A 17,037-nucleotide genomic window follows, 5' to 3' on the forward strand; every position below is an offset into this window, starting at 1 on the left:
TCGCCTACGGGACCGGTGAGGCCGGCCTTCGCGCGGGCCGGGGCCGCTCCCCGAAGAGGACGACGGCCGGATGGCGGGGGGTGCCCCCGGCTCGCCGCTCACGTGGCCCGCCAGACGCGTGAGCGGCAAGCCCGCGCCCGCTATCTCAGCGGGACGTTGTCGAAGCACTTCATGTTCTTGGCCACCTTGAAGGCGCCCCCCTCCAGCTTGACCAGGGCGCCGCAGCCGTTGGGCTCGGTGTGGTCCTTGGGGTAACGGATCCGGCCGAAGCCGGGATTCCGGTAGTCGAAGGAGCCGTTGGCCGCGGCCAGGAATCTCTCCCTGGTCAGCTCCTTGCCGGTCTGCTCCAGGATCTTGAGGAAGATGTCGGCCGCCCAGTAGCCGATGGCCAGATGCTGGGTGAGCCGGGTCCCCGGTGCGGCCTTCTCCACGTCCGCCCTGAGCTGCGCGATCTCCGGGGCCTGCGACTCGAAGGGCTCGAACATGGGGGCCGCGATCACGCCTTCGAGCGCCTGGGCGATCGCCGGGTCCGCCAGGATCGCGGCGTCGTAGCTGGTCGCGTCGGAGATCAGCCCCTTGTAGCCCGCCTTCTTCAGCGCGCCGTACAGGCCGACGTTGAACTTGGTGCCGGCGATGATCGAGACCACCAGATCCGGCGGCCCGCCGTCGTCGGAGGTCATGATCTTGTTGACGTACGGGAGCCAGTCGGGCGGCGGGGCCGCGGCGGGCAGACCCGAGTTGAGGCCGACCAGTTCGAAGCCCGCGGCCTCGAAGGACTGCGAGATGGTCTTGCCCCCGTACTTGCTGCCGCTGGAGTCACTCGTCTGGACGTAGACGCTCTTGCCCGCCGAGCCGCCGATGAGCTCGGCCATCTGGTTGCCCCACCAGGTCTGCGAGCCCGCGCCCGGCTGCGGCGCCAGGCAGCCGTTGTAGCCGAAGCCCGTCTTCGTGCCGCACCACTGCGGCCCGGTGGCCCAGCCGAACCAAGGCACGCCCTGCTGCTCCAGGAAGGTCGCGCCGCCGAAGTTGGGCGCGTGCACGGGGACCAGCGCGAACACCCTGTCCTTCTGAACCAGCTTCTTGGCCGCCGCGTCGCCCTTGGCCGCGTCCTGGTTGTCGTCCTCGGCCCCGATGAACTCGATGGTGCGTCCGTGCACGCCACCGGCCTCGTTCGCGCGCTGGAACCTGGCCCTGGCCCCGATCTCCGCGTCCTTGGTGGAGTAGCCGCTCGCGCTGGTCTTGGTGAGCACTCCGCCCACCTTGACCGTCGTGGCGGTCACTCCCGCCGCCCCCTCGGAGCCACCGCCCCCCGCGGCCTTCTGCTCGGCCGCGCAGCCGCCTGCGGCGAGCGCCGCCGCGGCCACCAGGCCGATGAGTCGCACTGCCTGCCGTCTCATAGGTCGCTCCCTGCCGTGCCGTGCCGCGCGCACCCGACACAATTTGGCCTAGCGCTCGCTTGGTTTCGTCAGCGTAGATTTGGCATCCGGGGGTGTCAATGGAAGATCACCACACCCCCACACGGGCCACACACCCCCCGGAAGGCGGGAAGAGGCGGGCGGCGGCGTCCCGGCACGGTAGATAACCAAGCAATTGCTTGCTTATAATGCCGCTCCGGGCCAACGCGCGGAGCGCACGGGGCCCTCGGCTCGACGGGAGCGGACATGTTGATGCGTGCGGCCGTACTCACCGGGTTCGGCACGGCGCTGGAGGTACGCGAGGTCGAGATCGCCGATCCGGGACCCGGCGAGGTACGGGTACGGATCAAGGCGTCCGGCGTCTGCGGGTCCGACATCAAGGCGCTGGACGGCAAGAGCCCGGTGGTGCGACGGCTCCCCTTCGTACTCGGCCACGAGAGCGCCGGGATCGTGGAGAGCACCGGAGCCGGGGTGACCGGCGTCAGACCCGGTGACCATGTGATCATCGCGATGAACGGCGCCTGCGGGCGCTGCCGCAACTGCGGCGCCGGCCGGTTCCACCTGTGCGGCGGCCCCGCCAGGATGGCGGCCATCATGGGCACGATGCGCGACGGCGGCACCCGGATCACCGTGGACGGCGACGGCGCCAGAACGATGATCGGCATCGGCTCGTTCGCCGAGTACGCCGTGGTCAACGAGGCGATGTGCGTGCGGATCGCAGAGGACGCGCCGTTCGACACCATGTGCCTGCTGGCCTGCGGGGTGATCACCGGCGTCGGCGCGGTGCTGAACGTCGCGCGGGTCACCCCCGGCTCCAGCGTGCTGGTGGTCGGCTGCGGCGGGGTCGGGCTGAACGTCGTCCAGGGCGCCGTGCTGGCCGGGGCCACCACCGTCGTCGCCGCGGACGTGGCCGAACAGAAGCTGAAGCTGGCCGAGGAGTTCGGCGCCACCCACACGATCCTCGTCACCGACCTGCCCAAGCAGGTGGGCGAGATCGTCAGGGGCGGCGTGGACTACGCCTTCGACGTGACCGGCGTGGCCGGCGTGCTCGGCGCCGCCCTCGCCTCCACCCAGCCCGGCGGCACGACGGTGATGGTCGGCAGCCCGCCGCAGGGCGAGCCGCTCAGCGTCGAGCCGGGCCTGCTGTTCGCCTCCAGACGCCTGATGGGCACCCAGGGCGGCGACGCCGCCCCGATCAGGGACCTGCCCATGCTCGCCGAGCAGTACCTGCGCGGCCGTCTCGACCTCGACCGCCTGGTCAGCGAGCGCCTCCCGCTGGAGGAGATCAACGAGGCGATCCGGCACGTCCGCGAGGGGGCGGTGGCCCGCAGCGTCATCGTCTTCGACTGACCGCGCCGCCCTCGTGCACGATCCTCCCGGCCGCCGTCGCAGCTCAGCCGCGACCGGCGCCGACGAGTTCCCTGCTCGGCTCCTCGGCCTCCTCGTCCTCCTCCTGACCCTCGATGGAGAGGTTCGGCAGCAGGCGGTCCAGCCAGGCGGGGCACCACCAGTTGAACCTGCCGAGCAGGACCATGGTCGCCGGGACCAGCAGGCCCCTGATGACCGTGGCGTCCACCGCGATGGCCACCGCCAGGCCGACACCGAAGATCTTTACCATCGGGTCGGGGTAGGCGACGAACGCGACGAAGACCGAGACCATGATCAGGGCTGCGGAAGTGATCACCCGGCCGGTCGACCCCAGCCCCTCGGCCACCGCCCTGCGGTTGTCGCCGTGCCTCAGGTAAGCCTGCCGCACGGCGGTGAGCAGGAAGACCTCGTAGTCCATCGACAGGCCGAACAGGATCGCGAACAGCATCAGCGGGATGTAGCTGTCGATCGGCACCGTGAAGAAGAGCGTGCTCAGATAGGAGGCGTCCACATTGACCGGCGGGTCCATGCCGACCAGTCCGCTGCCCAGGCCCAGGGAGAAGACCAGCGAGAGCGCGCCGAACGCGGCCCCGAGCGAGATCAGGTTCATCACCGCGGCCTTGATCGCGACGACCGGCGAACGGAACGCCAGGAGCAGCAGCAGTGCGCTCAGCAGGACCACGACGCCGACGACCAGCGGGGTGCGTGCGGCGATCTTGGAATTGGCGTCGGCCATGCCCGCGACCTCACCGCCCACGTGCACCTTCGCCCCGTCGAGCTCGATCGCGCGGACCGCCTTGACCACCTCCAGCGCCCGGGGGTCGCTGGGGGCGTAGTCGGGGATCGCCTGGACCAGGGCCGCCGTGCCGCGCTCGTTGAGAACCGGGTCACCGACGTGGGCCATCCCTTCGACGTCCGCGACGCGGTCCTTCAGGTTCCGCAGTACGGCCGGGACGGGCTTGTCGTCGACGACCGGGGTCTCCAGATCCGCCACCACGACGAGCGGGCCGTTCATGCCGGGCCCGAAACCGGCCTGCAGCAGTTCGTAGGAGCGCCGCGCGTCGGTGCCGCGGTCGCCGTAGCCGTTGTCGAGCGTGCCCAGCTTGAGTCCCAGAGCGGGGGCGGCGAGCGCTCCCAGGAGCACGAGGCTGAGCGCGAGCACGCTCCAGGGACGCCTGGCCACCCAGTTGCCCAGCGAGCCCCAGCCGGAGGAGCCGTGGCTGCCCCGGCGCCCCATGAACGGCAGGCGGAACGCGTTGACCCGGTGCCCGAGCATCCCGAGCAGCGCGGGGACCAGCGTGACGGCGGTGAGCACCGCGCAGACCACCGAGATGCCGGTGATCCAGCCGAGCGTCTGCAGCATGGGGAAGTCGGCGAGCAGGAGCGCGCTGAGCGCGATGATCACCGTGCCGCCGGCGAACACCACCGCACCGCCGGAGCTGGCGACCACCCGGCGGATCGCCTCATGGGCCGGGACGCCGTCCGTCAGCAGCTTGCGGTGCCTGCTGAGCAGGAAGAGCGCGTAGTCGATACCGACGCCGAGGCCGATCATCGTCGCCAGGATCGGCGCCTGCTTGGGCACGTCCACCAGATGGCCGAGCAGGCCGATCGTGCCGAGCCCGGTCGCGATGCTGACCAGTGCGACGAAGATCGGAATCATCGCGGCGACCAGGGTGCCGAACGCGAACAGCAGAACCAGCAGCGCGCAGACCACTCCGATGATCTCGCTCGTCCCGGTCTTGATCTCCTTGTTCGCCGGGCTCGACGAGCCGGCGGGCACGACCTCCAGGCCCGCCGCCCGCGCGGGCTCGGCCGCCTCGACGAGGAGCTTGGCGGTCTCGGCCGTCTTGGTGGTGTCGTGCCCCTCAAGCTTGACCGCGATGAAACCGATCTCCAGGCTGGGCGCGATCCCGCCCGTCCGGGAGGGAGGGGTCACCTCCACCACGTGCGGGACCTTGCGGATCTGCGCCGCGGCACGTTCCACCGCGCTCTTCCTCGGCTCGGCGAGCAGGGAGCCGTCGGGAGAGTAGAGGACGAGCTGGACCGAACCGCCCATCTCGTAACCGGGGCCGAAACCGTCCTTCAGCAGGTCCACCGCCCGCTGGGCGTCGGTGCCGGGGAGGCTGGTGTCGTTGGTGGCCGGTCCGGGGAACAGCACCGAGCCCGCCATCAGCACTGCCGCGGCGACGACCCACAGCGCCAGCACCGCCTTGCCATGCCGCGCGCACCAACTCCCCAGCCGCCCCAGCAAACCAGACATTCGGTGACCGCCCTATTAAAGTCTGAAATGTGCCTGAAACGCCGTACTGTACGGCCGTACAGAACCTACGATACGAGAGTAGGCGCGCAAATTGGGAAACGCCCCCAATAGCGTGGGATTGAGACGATGACCACACTTGAGCATGGACACGACACGCGCGGCCGGATCCTCGACGCCGCTCGCCGACTGTTCGCCGAGCGCGGCTATGCGGCGACCTCGCTGGCCGACATCGCCGCGGCCGTCGGCCTGACGAAGACCGCCGTCGCCTACCACTTCCACCCCAAGGACCGGCTGGCCGCCGAACTGCTCGCCCCCGCCGCCGAGGACATCATGGTCCTGATCGAGAGCGACTTCGACGACGACCGCGCCTTCGTCGAGGCCCTGGTGACCTTCGTGGTCAGGTACCGGGCGATCATCCGGCTGATCATGGAGGACCTCGGCGGCGCCGACGACGCGCCACCCGGCTCCCCCGGCGAGATCATCCGTGCCTTCCGTGACGAGATCTACCACCGGCTGGCCGGCCCCGACCCCGACCCCGACCGCCGGGTCTGGGCCTGGGCCCTGCTGGGGTCGCTGCAGTACGGAGTGGTCAAGACGATCGACCTCCCCCAGGAGGATGTCAGGAAGATCCTGTTGACCACCGCCCTGGCCACCGTCTGACCGCCGCCTCGCCGCCCCGGGGCGCCCGTCGCCCCGGCCCGCCGTCATCCCGAGGGAGCCGCCTCCCCTGGTACGGGATCCGGCGAGTCGGGTGGGTCGGGAGGCGCGGCGGTCTCGCCCGGGCCGTGGCTCGGCCCAGGCCCCGGGCCCGGACCCGGGCCAGGCCCGCTCTGGCTCGCCACCCCGACCGTGATCACGACCGTCGCCCCCGGCCGGGCACACGTGCCCGGCGCCACGCTCTGCGCCAGCACCACACCGTCCTGGGCGTCGTCGGTGACCAGCCGCGCCCGGGTTCGTACCGCGAAACCCGCCCCGCCGAGCGTGTTCGAGGCATCGGCCGCGCTCTGGCCGGTGATCGACGGCACCGGAGCGCCGTGCCTGGAGACGACGAGCGCCACCGCGCTGCCCGGCGAGACGTGCTTGCCCGCACCGGGGGTGCTCGCCAGCACCCGCCCGGCCGGCTGGTCCGAGCAGCGCGTACTCACCCCCCCGGCGGCCAGCCCGGCCTGGGCGAGCGCCGCCTGGGCGGCACTCCTGGCGAGGCCGACCAGCGTGGGCACCTGGATCCCCGCGGAGACCTCCAGGTTGACCTTGCCCTTCCTCGGCAGCGTGGTCCCCGCCACCGGGTTGCTCGCGAGCACCTCTCCGACCGGCCGGTCGGAGCTGACCGCTCGGACGGTCCCGGCGACCAGCCCGGCCTGTTCGATCAGACGCGCCGCCCCGGAACGATCCAGCCCGACGAGAGCCGGCACGACCGTGGTGACCTCGGACGGCGGCAGCGGGGAGGATCTGACCCCCTCCGCGCGCGGAGGCTTGGCCGGGTTCGCCGGGAGGGGCCTGACCGGCGGGCTCGTCCTGCTCGCCTGCGGCGTCTCGGCCTGGGGACCGGCCTCCACCACCCGAACCGCCGGCGGTGCCGCCGCGCCTTTCGGGGTGACCCCGCTCAGTGCCGGGACCAGCACCCCCACCAGCACCGCGGCGCTCACCAGCAGCGCCCCGGAGACCGCCATCGACGCCCTGGTGGCCGCCCGCCCCGGGTGAGTGCGAGGCTCGTCGAAGTCCTCGCCTTCGGTGAGGTGCCCGCGCCCACCGGACATCGCCCGCCAGGCGGCCCCGGACGCGCGCGACCTTCCCGCGAGGCCCGACCCCCCGAAGGAGCCGGCGGGGCCGGACACCCCGGACGGGTCCGAGACGTCAGGCCCGCCGGAGCCGGCCCGCAGGGCGAGACCGCCGGGCACCGGAGGGGTCCGGGAGTCGAACACCGACCCGCGCCCGCCGTCGCCGAGCAGCGCGAGCAGCAACTCCCGGCTGCTGGGACGGTTACCGGGGTTCTTGTCCAGGCAGTCGACCACCAGCGCGCCGAGCAGCCCGTCGAGGCGCCCCAGCTGCGGGGCGGCGGTGAGGATCCGGTTCAGCACCGCCGCGATCGAGTCCTGGCCGAAGGGCGCCTGGGCGTTGGCCGCGAAACATATCGTGGCGCCCCAGGCGAAGACGTCGGCCGCCGGGTTGATCTCGGCGCCCTCCACCTGCTCGGGCGCCATGTAGGCCGGAGTGCCCGCACCGCGCCCGCTCTGGGTGGCCGCCGCGTCCAGCGCCCTGGCCAGCCCGAAGTCGATGACCCTCGGCCCGTCCGGACCGAGCAGCACGTTCTGCGGCTTGAAGTCGCGGTGCACGATCCCGGCCCGGTGGATGGCCGCGAGCGCGGTGGCCGTGCCGATGGCCAGACGCTCCAGCCTGCCTCCCTCGCGGGGCCCGCTGACCGCGACCTCACGGTGGAGCGACGGGCCGTCGACGTACTCGCTGACGATGTAGGGCCGGTCGCGGTCCAGCCCGGCGTCGATCACCTGGGCCGTGCAGAACCGGGCCACCTGCTTCGCCAGCTCGACCTCGCGCAGGAAGATCTCCGGGTTCTCCCCCACCGAGCCGTGCAGAAGCTTGACCGCGTAGGGCTCTGATCCGGTGTCGGGGCGCACCCCGACATAGACCACTCCCTGGCCTCCTTCTCCGAGCCGCCCGATGATCTCGTACTCACCGAGCGCCGCCGGATCCCCCGTTCTGAGCGGCTGCGCATACGGCACGCGAGCCTCCCCTCGCCGCCACCCTTCTCACTCAAGAAGAAGCATCGCCGACAGTCAACGGGCAGACAGGTCTTCTCCTCCTCACCGTGATATTCATGTGATGCTCAGGTCAGGGCAAGTACCAACAGACCCCCCGAATCGCCGATGCCCAGCGCAGAGCCGATGCAGGGCCGGTGCGGGGCCGGTGCGGGGCCGGTGCGGGGCCGGTCATCCGGTACGGCCCGCGGGACCGGGCCCCGGCGCGTCGTTCCCCCGGAGTCGGCTTGGCGGCACACGACCTCGTACCCACCGGGAACACCCGGACCGCGGCCGGTCAGCGCAGGAAGGCCGCGTACTCGTCGAGGACGGGGAGGATCTGGTCGGCCTCGGCGCTGGGGAGGCTGAGTACGACCTCCTCGATGCCCAGTTCGGAGTAGTAGTCGAGTTTCTCCGCGTTGGGGAGCGTGCCGAAGGGGATGACCTTGACCATCTCGCGTTCCGCCTTGTCGCAGGCTTCGCGCAGGGCGGGGAGGGCCGCCCTGATGCCCCGGCCGCCGATCGGCATCCAGCCGTCGGCGTACTCGGCGACATGGGCGAAGAGCTTGGGGCCCGCGGCCCCGCCCACGTAGACGGGGGGACCGGAGACCGGCTTGGGCCAGGACCAGGAGGGCTCGAAGCCGACGTGGCGGCCGTCGAAACCGGCCTCCTCCCGGCTCCACAGGGCCTTCATCGCCAGCATGTGCTCGCGGGCCACGTCGCGGCGGGAACGGAAGCCCTGCGGGCCGAGGTGATCCTCGACCTCCTCGACGTTCCAGCCGAACCCGATGCCGAGCACCACCCGGCCGCCGGAGAGGTGGTCGAGGGTGGCGACGGCCTTGGCGGTGACCAGGGGTTCGCGCTGGGCGACGAGCATGATGCCGGTGCCGAGGGCGATCTCGCTCGTCACGGCGGCGGCGTGGGAGAGCGCGACGAGCGGGTCGAGTGTGCGCCGGTACTCCTCGGGGAGCACCGCCTGCCCCGCCGCCGGAGGCGTACGGCGGGAGACGGGGATGTGCGTGTGCTCCGGCAGGTAGAGGGAGGCGAACCCGCGCGCCTCGGCCGCCCCGGCCAGTTCCGCGACCGGCATGGACCGGTCGGTGGCGAACATCGTGACACCCAGCCGCATCAGCGCCTCCGTCTTCACGTCCGGATCTTCGACGGGCATCCCGTCTTCACCGGGCATTCTTTCCCATATTCCAGCCGTCCGCCCAGGTCGCCGGGGGGACGTCCCAGCCAAGCGGACCCGCTTGGTTAACCAAGCGATTGCTCGTTTATCATCCCTAGGGTAGCTTGCTCACGTCACCAAAGACGAGGCGTTCACCGAGCACGGCTGAGCACCGCGGCCGGCGGACACGGCAATCCTCACGGGAGGACGCTGATGGCGTTCACGGATCTGGGCGACGTCCGGCTGTTCCACACGGACGACGGCTCCGGCGACACGACGCTGCTGCTCGTCCACGGCCTGGGCGCCGACTCCCACGAGTGGGTCCACCACATCCCCACCCTCGCCAGGGACCACCGGGTGATCGCGGTGGACGTGCGCGGGCACGGCTACTCCTCCGCCCCCGAGAGCGGCAACACCCCCCTGCGGATGGCCGACGACCTCGCCCGGCTCTGCGCCACCCTGGGGGTGGAGTCGTGCGTCGCCGTGGGCCACTCGATGGGCGGCCAGATCGTCTCCCACCTCGCCGTGGAGTATCCCTCGCTGGTCAGGGCGCTGGTCACGGTCGACCCCGGCTACGGCTTCACGGGCGCGGTGAGCGAATACCTCCCCACCCTGATCGAGCAGATGCGCGAGGACGTCGTGGGGGTCTCGCTGCGCAACGACGAGTGGACCCAGACCGCCGCCACGCCCGAGTGGCTGCGCGAGTGGCATCGGCGCCGGATCCTCGCCACGCCCCCGCACGTACTCCTGCAGGCCTTCGAGGCGATGTTCGGCGGCCCGGACGCGCTCGGCCTGCGTCCCAACTCCGACGACTACCTCGCGCGCCGGGCCTGCCCGGTGCTCACCTTCTGGTTCGACCCCGCCCAGGCGGCGTGGGAGGCCGGGCTGTTCAAGGATCCGCACTCCAAGGCGGTCGTCTGGGAGGGCAGCGGTCACCGGCTGCACGAGGAGCGTCCGGGCGAGTTCCTCATCGTCGTCACCAACTGGCTAAGGAGCCTGCCGTGAAGTTCTCGTTGATGCTCAACCCGCAGATCCCCGGCTCGGGCTACAGCCAGGAGGAGAACGCGAAGGCCAGAAGGCCGATCGGGCGCGACACCGAGTCGTACCAGAAGCTGCTGGACGAGGTGCGCGAGATCGCCGTCCACGCCGACCGGATCGGCTTCGACGCGCTGATGATGACCGAGCACCACTTCCACTCCGAGGGTTTCGAGTTCTCGGTCAACCCGCTGATGTTCCTCACCGACCTGGCCGCCAGGACCGAGCGCATCCTGCTCGCCCCGCTCGGGCTGGTACTGCCCGCCTGGGACCCGATCAGGGCGGCCGAGGACGTGGCCCTGCTCGACCAGTTCAGCAAGGGGCGGCTGCGGCTCGGCGTGGCCCGCGGCTACCAGAACCGCTGGATGAACGTGCTGGGACAGCGCTGGCACGCCTCGGCCGCCAGGTCCGACGGGTCGAACTCCGACAACCGCAACTTCGACGTGTTCGGCGAGGTGCTGAACATCATGAAGATGGCCTGGACCCAGGAGACGCTCCGCTACAAGTCCGACGTGCTCGACTACGAGATCCCCTCGCCCTTCGACGGGATCGAGGGCTGGGCGGCGCAGGAGTGGACGAGGACGTTCGGCGCCCCCGGGGAACTCGACGAGAACGGGAAGATCCAGGCGGTCTCGGTCTGCCCTCGGCCGTACCAGAACCCCTACCCGGAACTGTGGCAGCCGTTCACCATCTCCGACCGCTCGGTGATCAGGGCCGCACAGGAGGACATCCTGCCGTGGATGTTCACCCCGAACCCCGACGACCACGCCGCCAAGGCCAGGCTCTACCAGGAGGAGGCGGCCAAGTGCGGCCGTGACTACAAACTGGGTGAGCACACCGGCATCCTCAAGATCGTCGGGATGGCCGACACCAAGGAGGAGGCCATCGCCACCTACGGCAAGAGCATGCAGAAGGACTTCGCCGCCTTCTTCGGGCCGTTCGGCTACCTGGAGGTCCTGCGCAAGAAGGAGGACGACAGGCACCAGCCGATCAGCCCCGAGAAGGGCGACTTCAAACGCATGAACGAGGTCGAGATGGCCCTGCTCGGCGGCCCCGACGACGTCAAGCGCGGCATCCAGCGGATGCTCGACCGGATGCCGGACCTGGAGTGGTTCGGCCTGTTCATGCAGGGTCAGCAGGGCGTCCTGCCCCTCGACACCGTCAAGCGCAACCTGGAACTGTTCGCCACCAAGGTCATCCCCGAGTTCTCCGACTGACCTTTCGCTGATTCGGCCCTCCGGAGGTCCCCTCCCTCGGACATCCCCGGGGAGGAAGGACAGGGACGGCACCCGGCCACCCCAAGACATCTATCGAAATTTCAGCATTTCGAAGCCTGGGAGGATCCGTGCAGTTCTGGCTTGGCGCGTCGTTCGTCGAGACCGTCCAGTTCCTCGAACTGGCCGGGGCCGCGGAGCGGTGCGGCATTCACACGCTCACCCTGTCGGACCACATCTTCTATGCCGACTTCGAGTCGCCCTACCCCTATTCCAGCACCGGCGCCCCCCGCTGGAACGCCGACACGCACTGGCCGGACGCGTGGGTGACGATCGGCGCGATGGCCGCCGTCACCACCACCCTGCGTTTCGCGCCCAACGTCTACATCGCCCCGGCCCGTGATCTGTTCACCGTCGCCAAACAGGTCTCCACGGCCGCGGTCCTGTCCGGGAACCGGGTGACTTTCGGCGTCGGCGTCGGCTGGTGCAAGGAGGAGTTCGTCCAGACAGGCCAGGACTTCCACACCCGGGGACGCAGGCTGGACGAGATGATCCCGGCCCTGCGCGAACTCTGGGCCGGCGGCACCGTCACCCACCACGGCGCCCACTACGACTACGGCCCGCTCTCGATCTCCCCGGTACCCTCCGCGCCCGTGCCGTTCTTCGTCGGCGGCGACAGCGAGGCGGCGCTGCGCCGCGCGGCCAGGACGGGCGACGGCTGGATGGGCAACCGGATCTACACCGAGGAGCGGCTCGACCCGGTCCTCGCCGACCTGCGGCGCTACCTCAAGGAGTACGGCAGGGCGGAAGACGCCCTGCAGATCATCGCACCACTCGCGGTCATGCCCGACGCCGCCACCTACCGCCGCTTCGCCGACAAGGGGGTGACCGGAACGATGGCCGCGCCCTGGTGGCTGGCCACCCCCGAGGAGAAGGCCAGGTACGGCGATGGCGTCGAGCTCAAGGTCGCCACCATGGAGCGCTTCGCCGAGGAGGTCATCTCGAAGATGTGACGCCGCGCCCGACAGGCCCGCCCGGCCCCGCCGGGCCCCGGATCAGGCCGCGGTGGACCCCGGTGGTGATCACCGCACCGAACCGGCACGGGGTGCGTCGGCCGGGCCCTCGTGCCGGATGACCGGTCGCCCGGCGGCCCGAGCCGATAGCCTGGCCGGGTGCTCGAAAAGATCAAAGCCACCCGTTATGTGACGCCCCTGCGGGAGGGCGGCTCGCTCCCCGGGGTCATGGAGGCGGACGACCTCGGCACGTACGTCGTGAAGTTCCGCGGCGCCGGCCAGGGCCGCCGGGTCCTGGTGGCGGAGATCGTGTCCGCCGGGCTGGCCCGGCGTCTCGGCTTCCGCACGCCCGAACTGAAGGTGATCGACGTCGATCCACAGCTCGGCGCCCGCGAGCCGGACGAGGAGATCCAGGACCTGCTCAAGGCCAGCGAGGGCAACAATCTGGCCGTCGACTTCCTGCCGGGCGCGCTCGGCTTCGAGCCGCTGGCCTGGCCTCCGGATCCCGGTTTCGCCTCCCGTCTGCTCTGGTTCGACGCGCTGATCCACAACGTCGACCGGAGCTGGCGTAACCCGAACCTGCTCCTGTGGCACGGCGACACCTGGCTGATCGACCACGGCGCCGCGCTCTGGTTCCACCACAACTGGCCCTCGGCCGACCCGCTGCGCGGCTTCGACGCGCGCGACCATGTGATGGCCCCCTTCGCCACCCGGATGCCCGAGGCCGACGCCGAGTTCAGCGAGAAGATCACCCGGGACCTGCTCGACGGGGTGGTGGACGAGGTTCCCGACGAGTGGCTGGAGGACGAGCCGGGGTTCGACGGGGCACAGGCCGTGCGACAGGCGTACGTCGAGCACCTGCTGACCCGCGCCCAGGGCCCGCGCACCTGGCTGCCGGCCCCCTCGTCCGGCTCCGGCCGGGACCCGGCGGCCCAGCAGGGAAAGCCCGGCTCGGTGGGCGCGTTCTGGAAGGACAACCGGTGAAGGACGTCTACGAGTACGCGATCATCCGGGTCATCCCCCGGGTGGAGCGCGGCGAGCTGATCAACGCCGGCGTGCTGCTCTACTGCCAGCCGCGCGGCTACCTGTGCGCCCGCGTGGAGCTGGACGAGGTACGCCTGCGCGCCCTCGACCCCCGGGTGGACCTCGACGGCGTACGGCACGCGCTCGACGTCTACCGGCGCTCCTGTGGCGGTGAGGGACCGCTGACCGCGGAGCCGCTGGGCGGCCGGTTCCGCTGGCTGACCGCACCGCGCAGCACGATCGTGCAGACGGGCCCGGTCCACGCCGGTCTCACCGCCGACCCGGAGGCGGAGTTGGAGCACCTGATGAGCCGCCTAGTCCGCAGCCCCTGACCCGAGACCGGAAAGCGACTTGTGCATGCGGACGCGGCTGAGCGTCTGGTCCTCCAGGCGCACTGTCTCGACCTCGACCCGCCGATAGCCGAGCCGCTCGAAGACCGGCACCGCGCGCCAGGAGGCGTGCGTGCGGAGTTCTTCGACCTCGTCGGCCCGGGCCGCGTTCTCGACGGCCGTGAGCAGCAGCCGGGCGACGCCCCGGCCACCGTGGCCGGGGCCGACGAACAGCTGGTCGACCTCGCCACGATGGAGCTGTCCCACCGGCCGCAGAGCGACGTTGGCGAAACCGGCCACCCGTCCTGCCACCAGGGCCACGAAGGTCTCCGTCTGGTCGATCATCTGGGCATGACCGTCGAGGCTGCGCCGCCGAGACCAGGCTGCCAGCTGTTTGGCGGTGTAGTGGGCGGCGGCGGATTCCGCGATCGCCCGCAGGCTCAGCTCGTACAGCCGGTTCGCGTCCTGCGGGACGGCGCGTCGCACCGTCGGCGTGGGCACGGACATCGCGGGCACGGACATGGGGATCGTCACTCCTGGGTGTCGGGGCGGGCGCCGGAAGGGCCCGGCGAGGTGGTGGGAGATACCTGGGCGGCGGGACGCCGGTCAGAAGAGCACGGACATGAAGGTGCCGACCTCGACGAAACCGGCCCTGCGGTAGGCGGCCCTGGCCGGGGCGTTGTAGTCGTTGACGTACAGCGAGACCACCGGCGCGAAGTAGTCGAGCGCGTGCTTGACCACCGCGGCCATCCCGGACACCGCGTGGCCGCGGCCACGCAGGTCGGGGTGGACCCAGACGCCCTGGATCTGGCAGGCGTGCGGCGTCACCGCGCCGATCTCGGCCTTGAAGACGACCCTGCCCCCCTCGATGCGGGCGTACGACCTGCCGATCCTGATCAGCTCGGCGACCCGGGACCGGTAGAGGGCTCCGCCGTCCCCCAGTTCAGGGGAGACACCCACCTCCTCGGTGAACATCGCCACACAGGCCGGCAGCAGGATGTCGAACTCGTCGGGCCGGACCCGCCGCACCAGCGGGTCGGCCGGGAGCGGCGACGGCTCAGTGGCCACCATGAGCGGCTGCGCCCAGCGGATCGCCCGGGCGGCTCCCCAGTGCGGCTCCAGCCGCTCCCAGAGCACCTCGACCGCGTCGGCCGGGCCGACGATCGAGGAACAGCGGCGGCCCTGCCTGCGCGCGCGTTCGGCGAAGGCGTAGACGGCGTCGGTACCGGCGTTGACCGGAACCAGGTTCGCCCCGGCGTAACAGAGGGAGGTCAGGCCACCGCGCGGCCCGAACCCCCACATCTGGCCACCGAGTCTGGCCGGATTGAGCCCGACCGAACGGACCCTGGAGGCGACGAAAACGTTACCGACGGGGTCGATGTCGAGAAGCGCCAGGACCTCGTCTCGATCGTTGTCGTCGAGCACGCGCGACGCCGTTGTACGCAGCATCACATGCTCAGCCTACGCGACCCCCTCGATTTTGGCAGGAACCAACACAGAGCATCTCATCTACCTGCTAGATCGCCCCTCCCCCCGAGTGCCCGGCGGGCACCCGGACGGGCGAGGGTCCGATCACCGGCACGGGCACCGGCGGTGGCAGGCCGGGGCAATGGGCGTCCGGGCTGCCGGAGTCCTGCCGTGCTCCACCGGGAAGGGTGCCGTCCCGCAGGTAGGCGGCCAGGCGACGGTCGACGCAGGCGTTGCCGTTGAGCGAGATCCCGTGGTTGCCGCCGGGTACGACCAGCAGCCGGGAGCCGCGGAGCAGGGTGCGCATCCGCAGCGCCCCCGCGTACGGGGTGGCGGCGTCGCGCTCACCCTGGATCAGCATGATCGGGGGCAGCCTGGTGCTGTCGTGCACCCGCACGGGGGTGCCTCCCTGCACGGGCCAGAACGCGCACGGCGCGTTGTACCAGGCATTGGGCCAGGTGAGGAAGGGCGCCCTGGCGTTCGCCCTGGTCATGTCCGTGCGCCAGCGTGTCCAGTCGCGCGGCCAGGCGGCGTCGCGACACTGCACCGCCAGGTAGACGGCGTAGCTGTTCTCATCCTTGGCGTCGTTCTCCGCGTGCTTGCGGTAGGCGTTGAGCAGGAGTGCCGTCTCCCCCTTCTTGACGTAGGCGGAGAAGGCCTTGGCCAGCTGCGGCCAGACGGCGTCGGAGTAGCCGCCGACGGTGTAGAGGTCGTCGAGCTCGCTCGGGCCGATCACTCCCGCCGCGGGGTGGCCGCCCAACCGGGTACGCATGGCGTCCCAGGCGAAGGAGACGGCCCTCTCGGTGGTGCCCAGCCGGTAGACCGGATTGTGACGGGCGATCCATTTGAGGAATTCCCGGTGCCTGCTCTGGAAGGCGATGCTCTGGCTCAGGTTCGAGCGGTACCAGATACCGCGCGGGTCCACCACGCTGTCCAGGACGAGCCGCCTGAGCCGGCCGGGAAAGAGCGTCGCGTAGACCGCGCCCAGGTAGGTCCCGTACGAGTAGCCCAGGAAGCTGATCTTCGACTCGCCGAGCGCCTCCCTGATCAGGTCCATGTCCCTGGCGGAGTTCTCCGTGGTCATGTGGGGCAGCATCCAGCCCCACCGGTCACCGCACGCCTGGGCGTACTCGCGGGCCCGGTCGATGAGCGTGCCCTCGTCGCGCCTGGTGACCGGCACCTGGTCGGGGCGGGGCGGCCTGTAGTACTCCGCAGGGTCGACACAGCTCAGCGCGGGCTCGCTGGCCCCCACCCCGCGCGGGTCGAAACCGACCACGTCGAACCGGTCGGCCAGGCCGCCGGGAAGCCCCGCCACGACGCCCTTGACCAGATCGCGACCGGACGCACCGGGCCCGCCCGGATTGACCAGCAGCGCGCCGAGACGGTCATGGGTGGCCCTCCCCCTGATCCGGTTCAGGGCGATGTCGATGGTCTGGTACGGGTTGCCGTAGTCGAGCGGCACGCTCAGCGTGGCGCACTCCATCCGGCTGTCCGCCCGCTGCGCGGGAACGGACGGCGCCACCCCGGGCAGCGAGATCCCGCCGCCCTCGCAGGGCCCCCAGACCAGCCCCTCCCTCTCCTGGGCCACCGCCCCCCGCGGCACTCCCACCGCGACCGCCAGCATCGCGATGCTCGCGGCAATCCCGACGACCCTCTTCTTCACCAGAACCTCCCGAGGATGCCCCGGCCTTCAGGCCGGGAAGGAATCGGGAGCGGGAGGGCCGCCAAGGTCCAAGCGTGAGTCATTTCGATCGGCTTCTTTCTGGGTCGTGTAGCCGTAGCCGTCCGCGCGTTGAAGATGACGGACATGGCGGTGGTTGATTCCGGTGATGCGGCCGTGCCGGGTGGTGATGTCGAAGGAGCCGGAGGAGCGGACCAGGACTCGTCCGAGGTGAATCCCGGCCTTCTTGCCCGCCGGGACGTTCGCCCGGACCAGGTCACCGGTCTGGAAGCCGTGGTGCAGTTTGCTCCGTGGCCGGACAAGACGGGGAA

General features: G+C 70.9%; 15 protein-coding genes. 8 read left to right on the forward strand and 7 right to left on the reverse strand.

Annotated features, from left to right (window positions below):
• Nucleotides 1-140: 140 nt before the first annotated feature.
• A complete protein-coding gene (locus AB0J58_RS21975) occupies nt 141-1,397 on the reverse strand; it encodes an ABC transporter substrate-binding protein (RefSeq protein WP_364218225.1) in 1,257 nt (418 codons plus the stop codon).
• Between the two features lie 264 nt (nt 1,398-1,661).
• Between AB0J58_RS21975 and AB0J58_RS21980 the strand changes: the two genes are divergently transcribed.
• On the forward strand, nt 1,662-2,765 hold the full coding sequence (locus AB0J58_RS21980; protein ID WP_364218227.1) for an alcohol dehydrogenase catalytic domain-containing protein: 1,104 nt from the start codon (nt 1,662-1,664) through the stop codon (nt 2,763-2,765).
• 43 nt (nt 2,766-2,808) lie between these two features.
• Here AB0J58_RS21980 and AB0J58_RS21985 read toward each other — a convergent pair whose 3' ends face one another.
• Entirely contained in the window at nt 2,809-5,043 is a 2,235-nt protein-coding gene (locus AB0J58_RS21985; protein ID WP_364218229.1) for an MMPL family transporter, read from the reverse strand.
• A gap of 126 nt (nt 5,044-5,169) precedes the next feature.
• Here AB0J58_RS21985 and AB0J58_RS21990 point away from each other — a divergent pair, with 126 nt between their 5' ends.
• On the forward strand, nt 5,170-5,703 hold the full coding sequence (locus AB0J58_RS21990) for a TetR family transcriptional regulator (protein ID WP_364218231.1): 534 nt from the start codon (nt 5,170-5,172) through the stop codon (nt 5,701-5,703).
• A gap of 44 nt (nt 5,704-5,747) precedes the next feature.
• Here AB0J58_RS21990 and AB0J58_RS21995 read toward each other — a convergent pair whose 3' ends face one another.
• Both AB0J58_RS21995 and AB0J58_RS22000 read right to left on the reverse strand, forming a co-directional pair.
• Nucleotides 5,748-7,781, reverse strand: coding sequence for a PASTA domain-containing protein (locus AB0J58_RS21995; RefSeq protein ID WP_364218233.1), 2,034 nt, complete (start codon nt 7,779-7,781; stop codon nt 5,748-5,750).
• A gap of 313 nt (nt 7,782-8,094) precedes the next feature.
• Nucleotides 8,095-8,964: a TIGR03619 family F420-dependent LLM class oxidoreductase gene (locus tag AB0J58_RS22000; protein ID WP_364218235.1), complete on the reverse strand. Its 870-nt coding sequence runs from the start codon at nt 8,962-8,964 to the stop codon at nt 8,095-8,097.
• A 213-nt stretch (nt 8,965-9,177) separates the two neighbouring features.
• Here AB0J58_RS22000 and AB0J58_RS22005 point away from each other — a divergent pair, with 213 nt between their 5' ends.
• The 5 genes from AB0J58_RS22005 (at nt 9,178) to AB0J58_RS22025 (ending at nt 13,581) form a co-directional block, all read left to right on the forward strand.
• Entirely contained in the window at nt 9,178-9,969 is a 792-nt protein-coding gene (locus AB0J58_RS22005; RefSeq protein WP_364218237.1) for an alpha/beta hydrolase, read from the forward strand.
• Nucleotides 9,966-11,216, forward strand: coding sequence for an LLM class flavin-dependent oxidoreductase (locus AB0J58_RS22010; protein WP_343966505.1), 1,251 nt, complete (start codon nt 9,966-9,968; stop codon nt 11,214-11,216). The genes AB0J58_RS22005 and AB0J58_RS22010 overlap by 4 nt, the downstream gene beginning before the upstream one ends.
• 128 nt (nt 11,217-11,344) lie before the next feature.
• Nucleotides 11,345-12,226 carry a TIGR03619 family F420-dependent LLM class oxidoreductase gene (locus AB0J58_RS22015; RefSeq protein WP_364218239.1) on the forward strand — a complete coding sequence of 294 codons (882 nt, stop codon included), beginning with the start codon at nt 11,345-11,347 and terminating at the stop codon, nt 12,224-12,226.
• A gap of 159 nt (nt 12,227-12,385) precedes the next feature.
• Entirely contained in the window at nt 12,386-13,210 is an 825-nt protein-coding gene (locus tag AB0J58_RS22020; protein ID WP_364218240.1) for a HipA family kinase, read from the forward strand.
• Nucleotides 13,207-13,581, forward strand: a complete 375-nt coding sequence (locus AB0J58_RS22025) for a DUF3037 domain-containing protein (protein WP_364218242.1) — start codon at nt 13,207-13,209, stop codon at nt 13,579-13,581. The genes AB0J58_RS22020 and AB0J58_RS22025 overlap by 4 nt, the downstream gene beginning before the upstream one ends.
• Here AB0J58_RS22025 and AB0J58_RS22030 read toward each other — a convergent pair.
• From AB0J58_RS22030 to AB0J58_RS22040, 3 genes are all read right to left on the reverse strand, one after another.
• Nucleotides 13,564-14,100: a GNAT family N-acetyltransferase gene (locus tag AB0J58_RS22030; protein ID WP_364218244.1), complete on the reverse strand. Its 537-nt coding sequence runs from the start codon at nt 14,098-14,100 to the stop codon at nt 13,564-13,566. The genes AB0J58_RS22025 and AB0J58_RS22030 overlap by 18 nt on opposite strands.
• 84 nt (nt 14,101-14,184) lie before the next feature.
• Nucleotides 14,185-15,027, reverse strand: coding sequence for a GNAT family N-acetyltransferase (locus AB0J58_RS22035; RefSeq protein WP_030904382.1), 843 nt, complete (start codon nt 15,025-15,027; stop codon nt 14,185-14,187).
• Nucleotides 15,028-15,094: 67 nt separating this feature from the next.
• A complete protein-coding gene (locus AB0J58_RS22040) occupies nt 15,095-16,708 on the reverse strand; it encodes an alpha/beta hydrolase (protein WP_364218246.1) in 1,614 nt (537 codons plus the stop codon).
• 144 nt (nt 16,709-16,852) lie between these two features.
• Here AB0J58_RS22040 and AB0J58_RS22045 point away from each other — a divergent pair.
• The coding region (locus AB0J58_RS22045; protein WP_364218247.1) for a hypothetical protein at nt 16,853-17,037 on the forward strand (185 nt) is incomplete at its 3' end.

The organism is Streptosporangium sp. NPDC049644 (assembly GCF_040675205.1).
Lineage (GTDB): Bacteria > Actinomycetota > Actinomycetes > Streptosporangiales > Streptosporangiaceae > Streptosporangium > Streptosporangium fukuiense.

What these genes read in the sequence shown, in the direction of transcription:
- AB0J58_RS21975 (WP_364218225.1), bottom strand. Translation starts at nt 1,397, where the DNA reads ATGAGACGGCAGGCAGTGCGACTCATCGGCCTGGTGGCCGCGGCGGCG.
- AB0J58_RS21980 (WP_364218227.1), top strand. Translation starts at nt 1,662, where the DNA reads ATGTTGATGCGTGCGGCCGTACTCACCGGGTTCGGCACGGCGCTGGAG.
- AB0J58_RS21985 (WP_364218229.1), bottom strand. Translation starts at nt 5,043, where the DNA reads ATGTCTGGTTTGCTGGGGCGGCTGGGGAGTTGGTGCGCGCGGCATGGC.
- AB0J58_RS21990 (WP_364218231.1), top strand. Translation starts at nt 5,170, where the DNA reads ATGACCACACTTGAGCATGGACACGACACGCGCGGCCGGATCCTCGAC.
- AB0J58_RS22000 (WP_364218235.1), bottom strand. Translation starts at nt 8,964, where the DNA reads ATGCCCGTCGAAGATCCGGACGTGAAGACGGAGGCGCTGATGCGGCTG.
- AB0J58_RS22005 (WP_364218237.1), top strand. Translation starts at nt 9,178, where the DNA reads ATGGCGTTCACGGATCTGGGCGACGTCCGGCTGTTCCACACGGACGAC.
- AB0J58_RS22030 (WP_364218244.1), bottom strand. Translation starts at nt 14,100, where the DNA reads ATGTCCGTGCCCGCGATGTCCGTGCCCACGCCGACGGTGCGACGCGCC.
- AB0J58_RS22035 (WP_030904382.1), bottom strand. Translation starts at nt 15,027, where the DNA reads ATGCTGCGTACAACGGCGTCGCGCGTGCTCGACGACAACGATCGAGAC.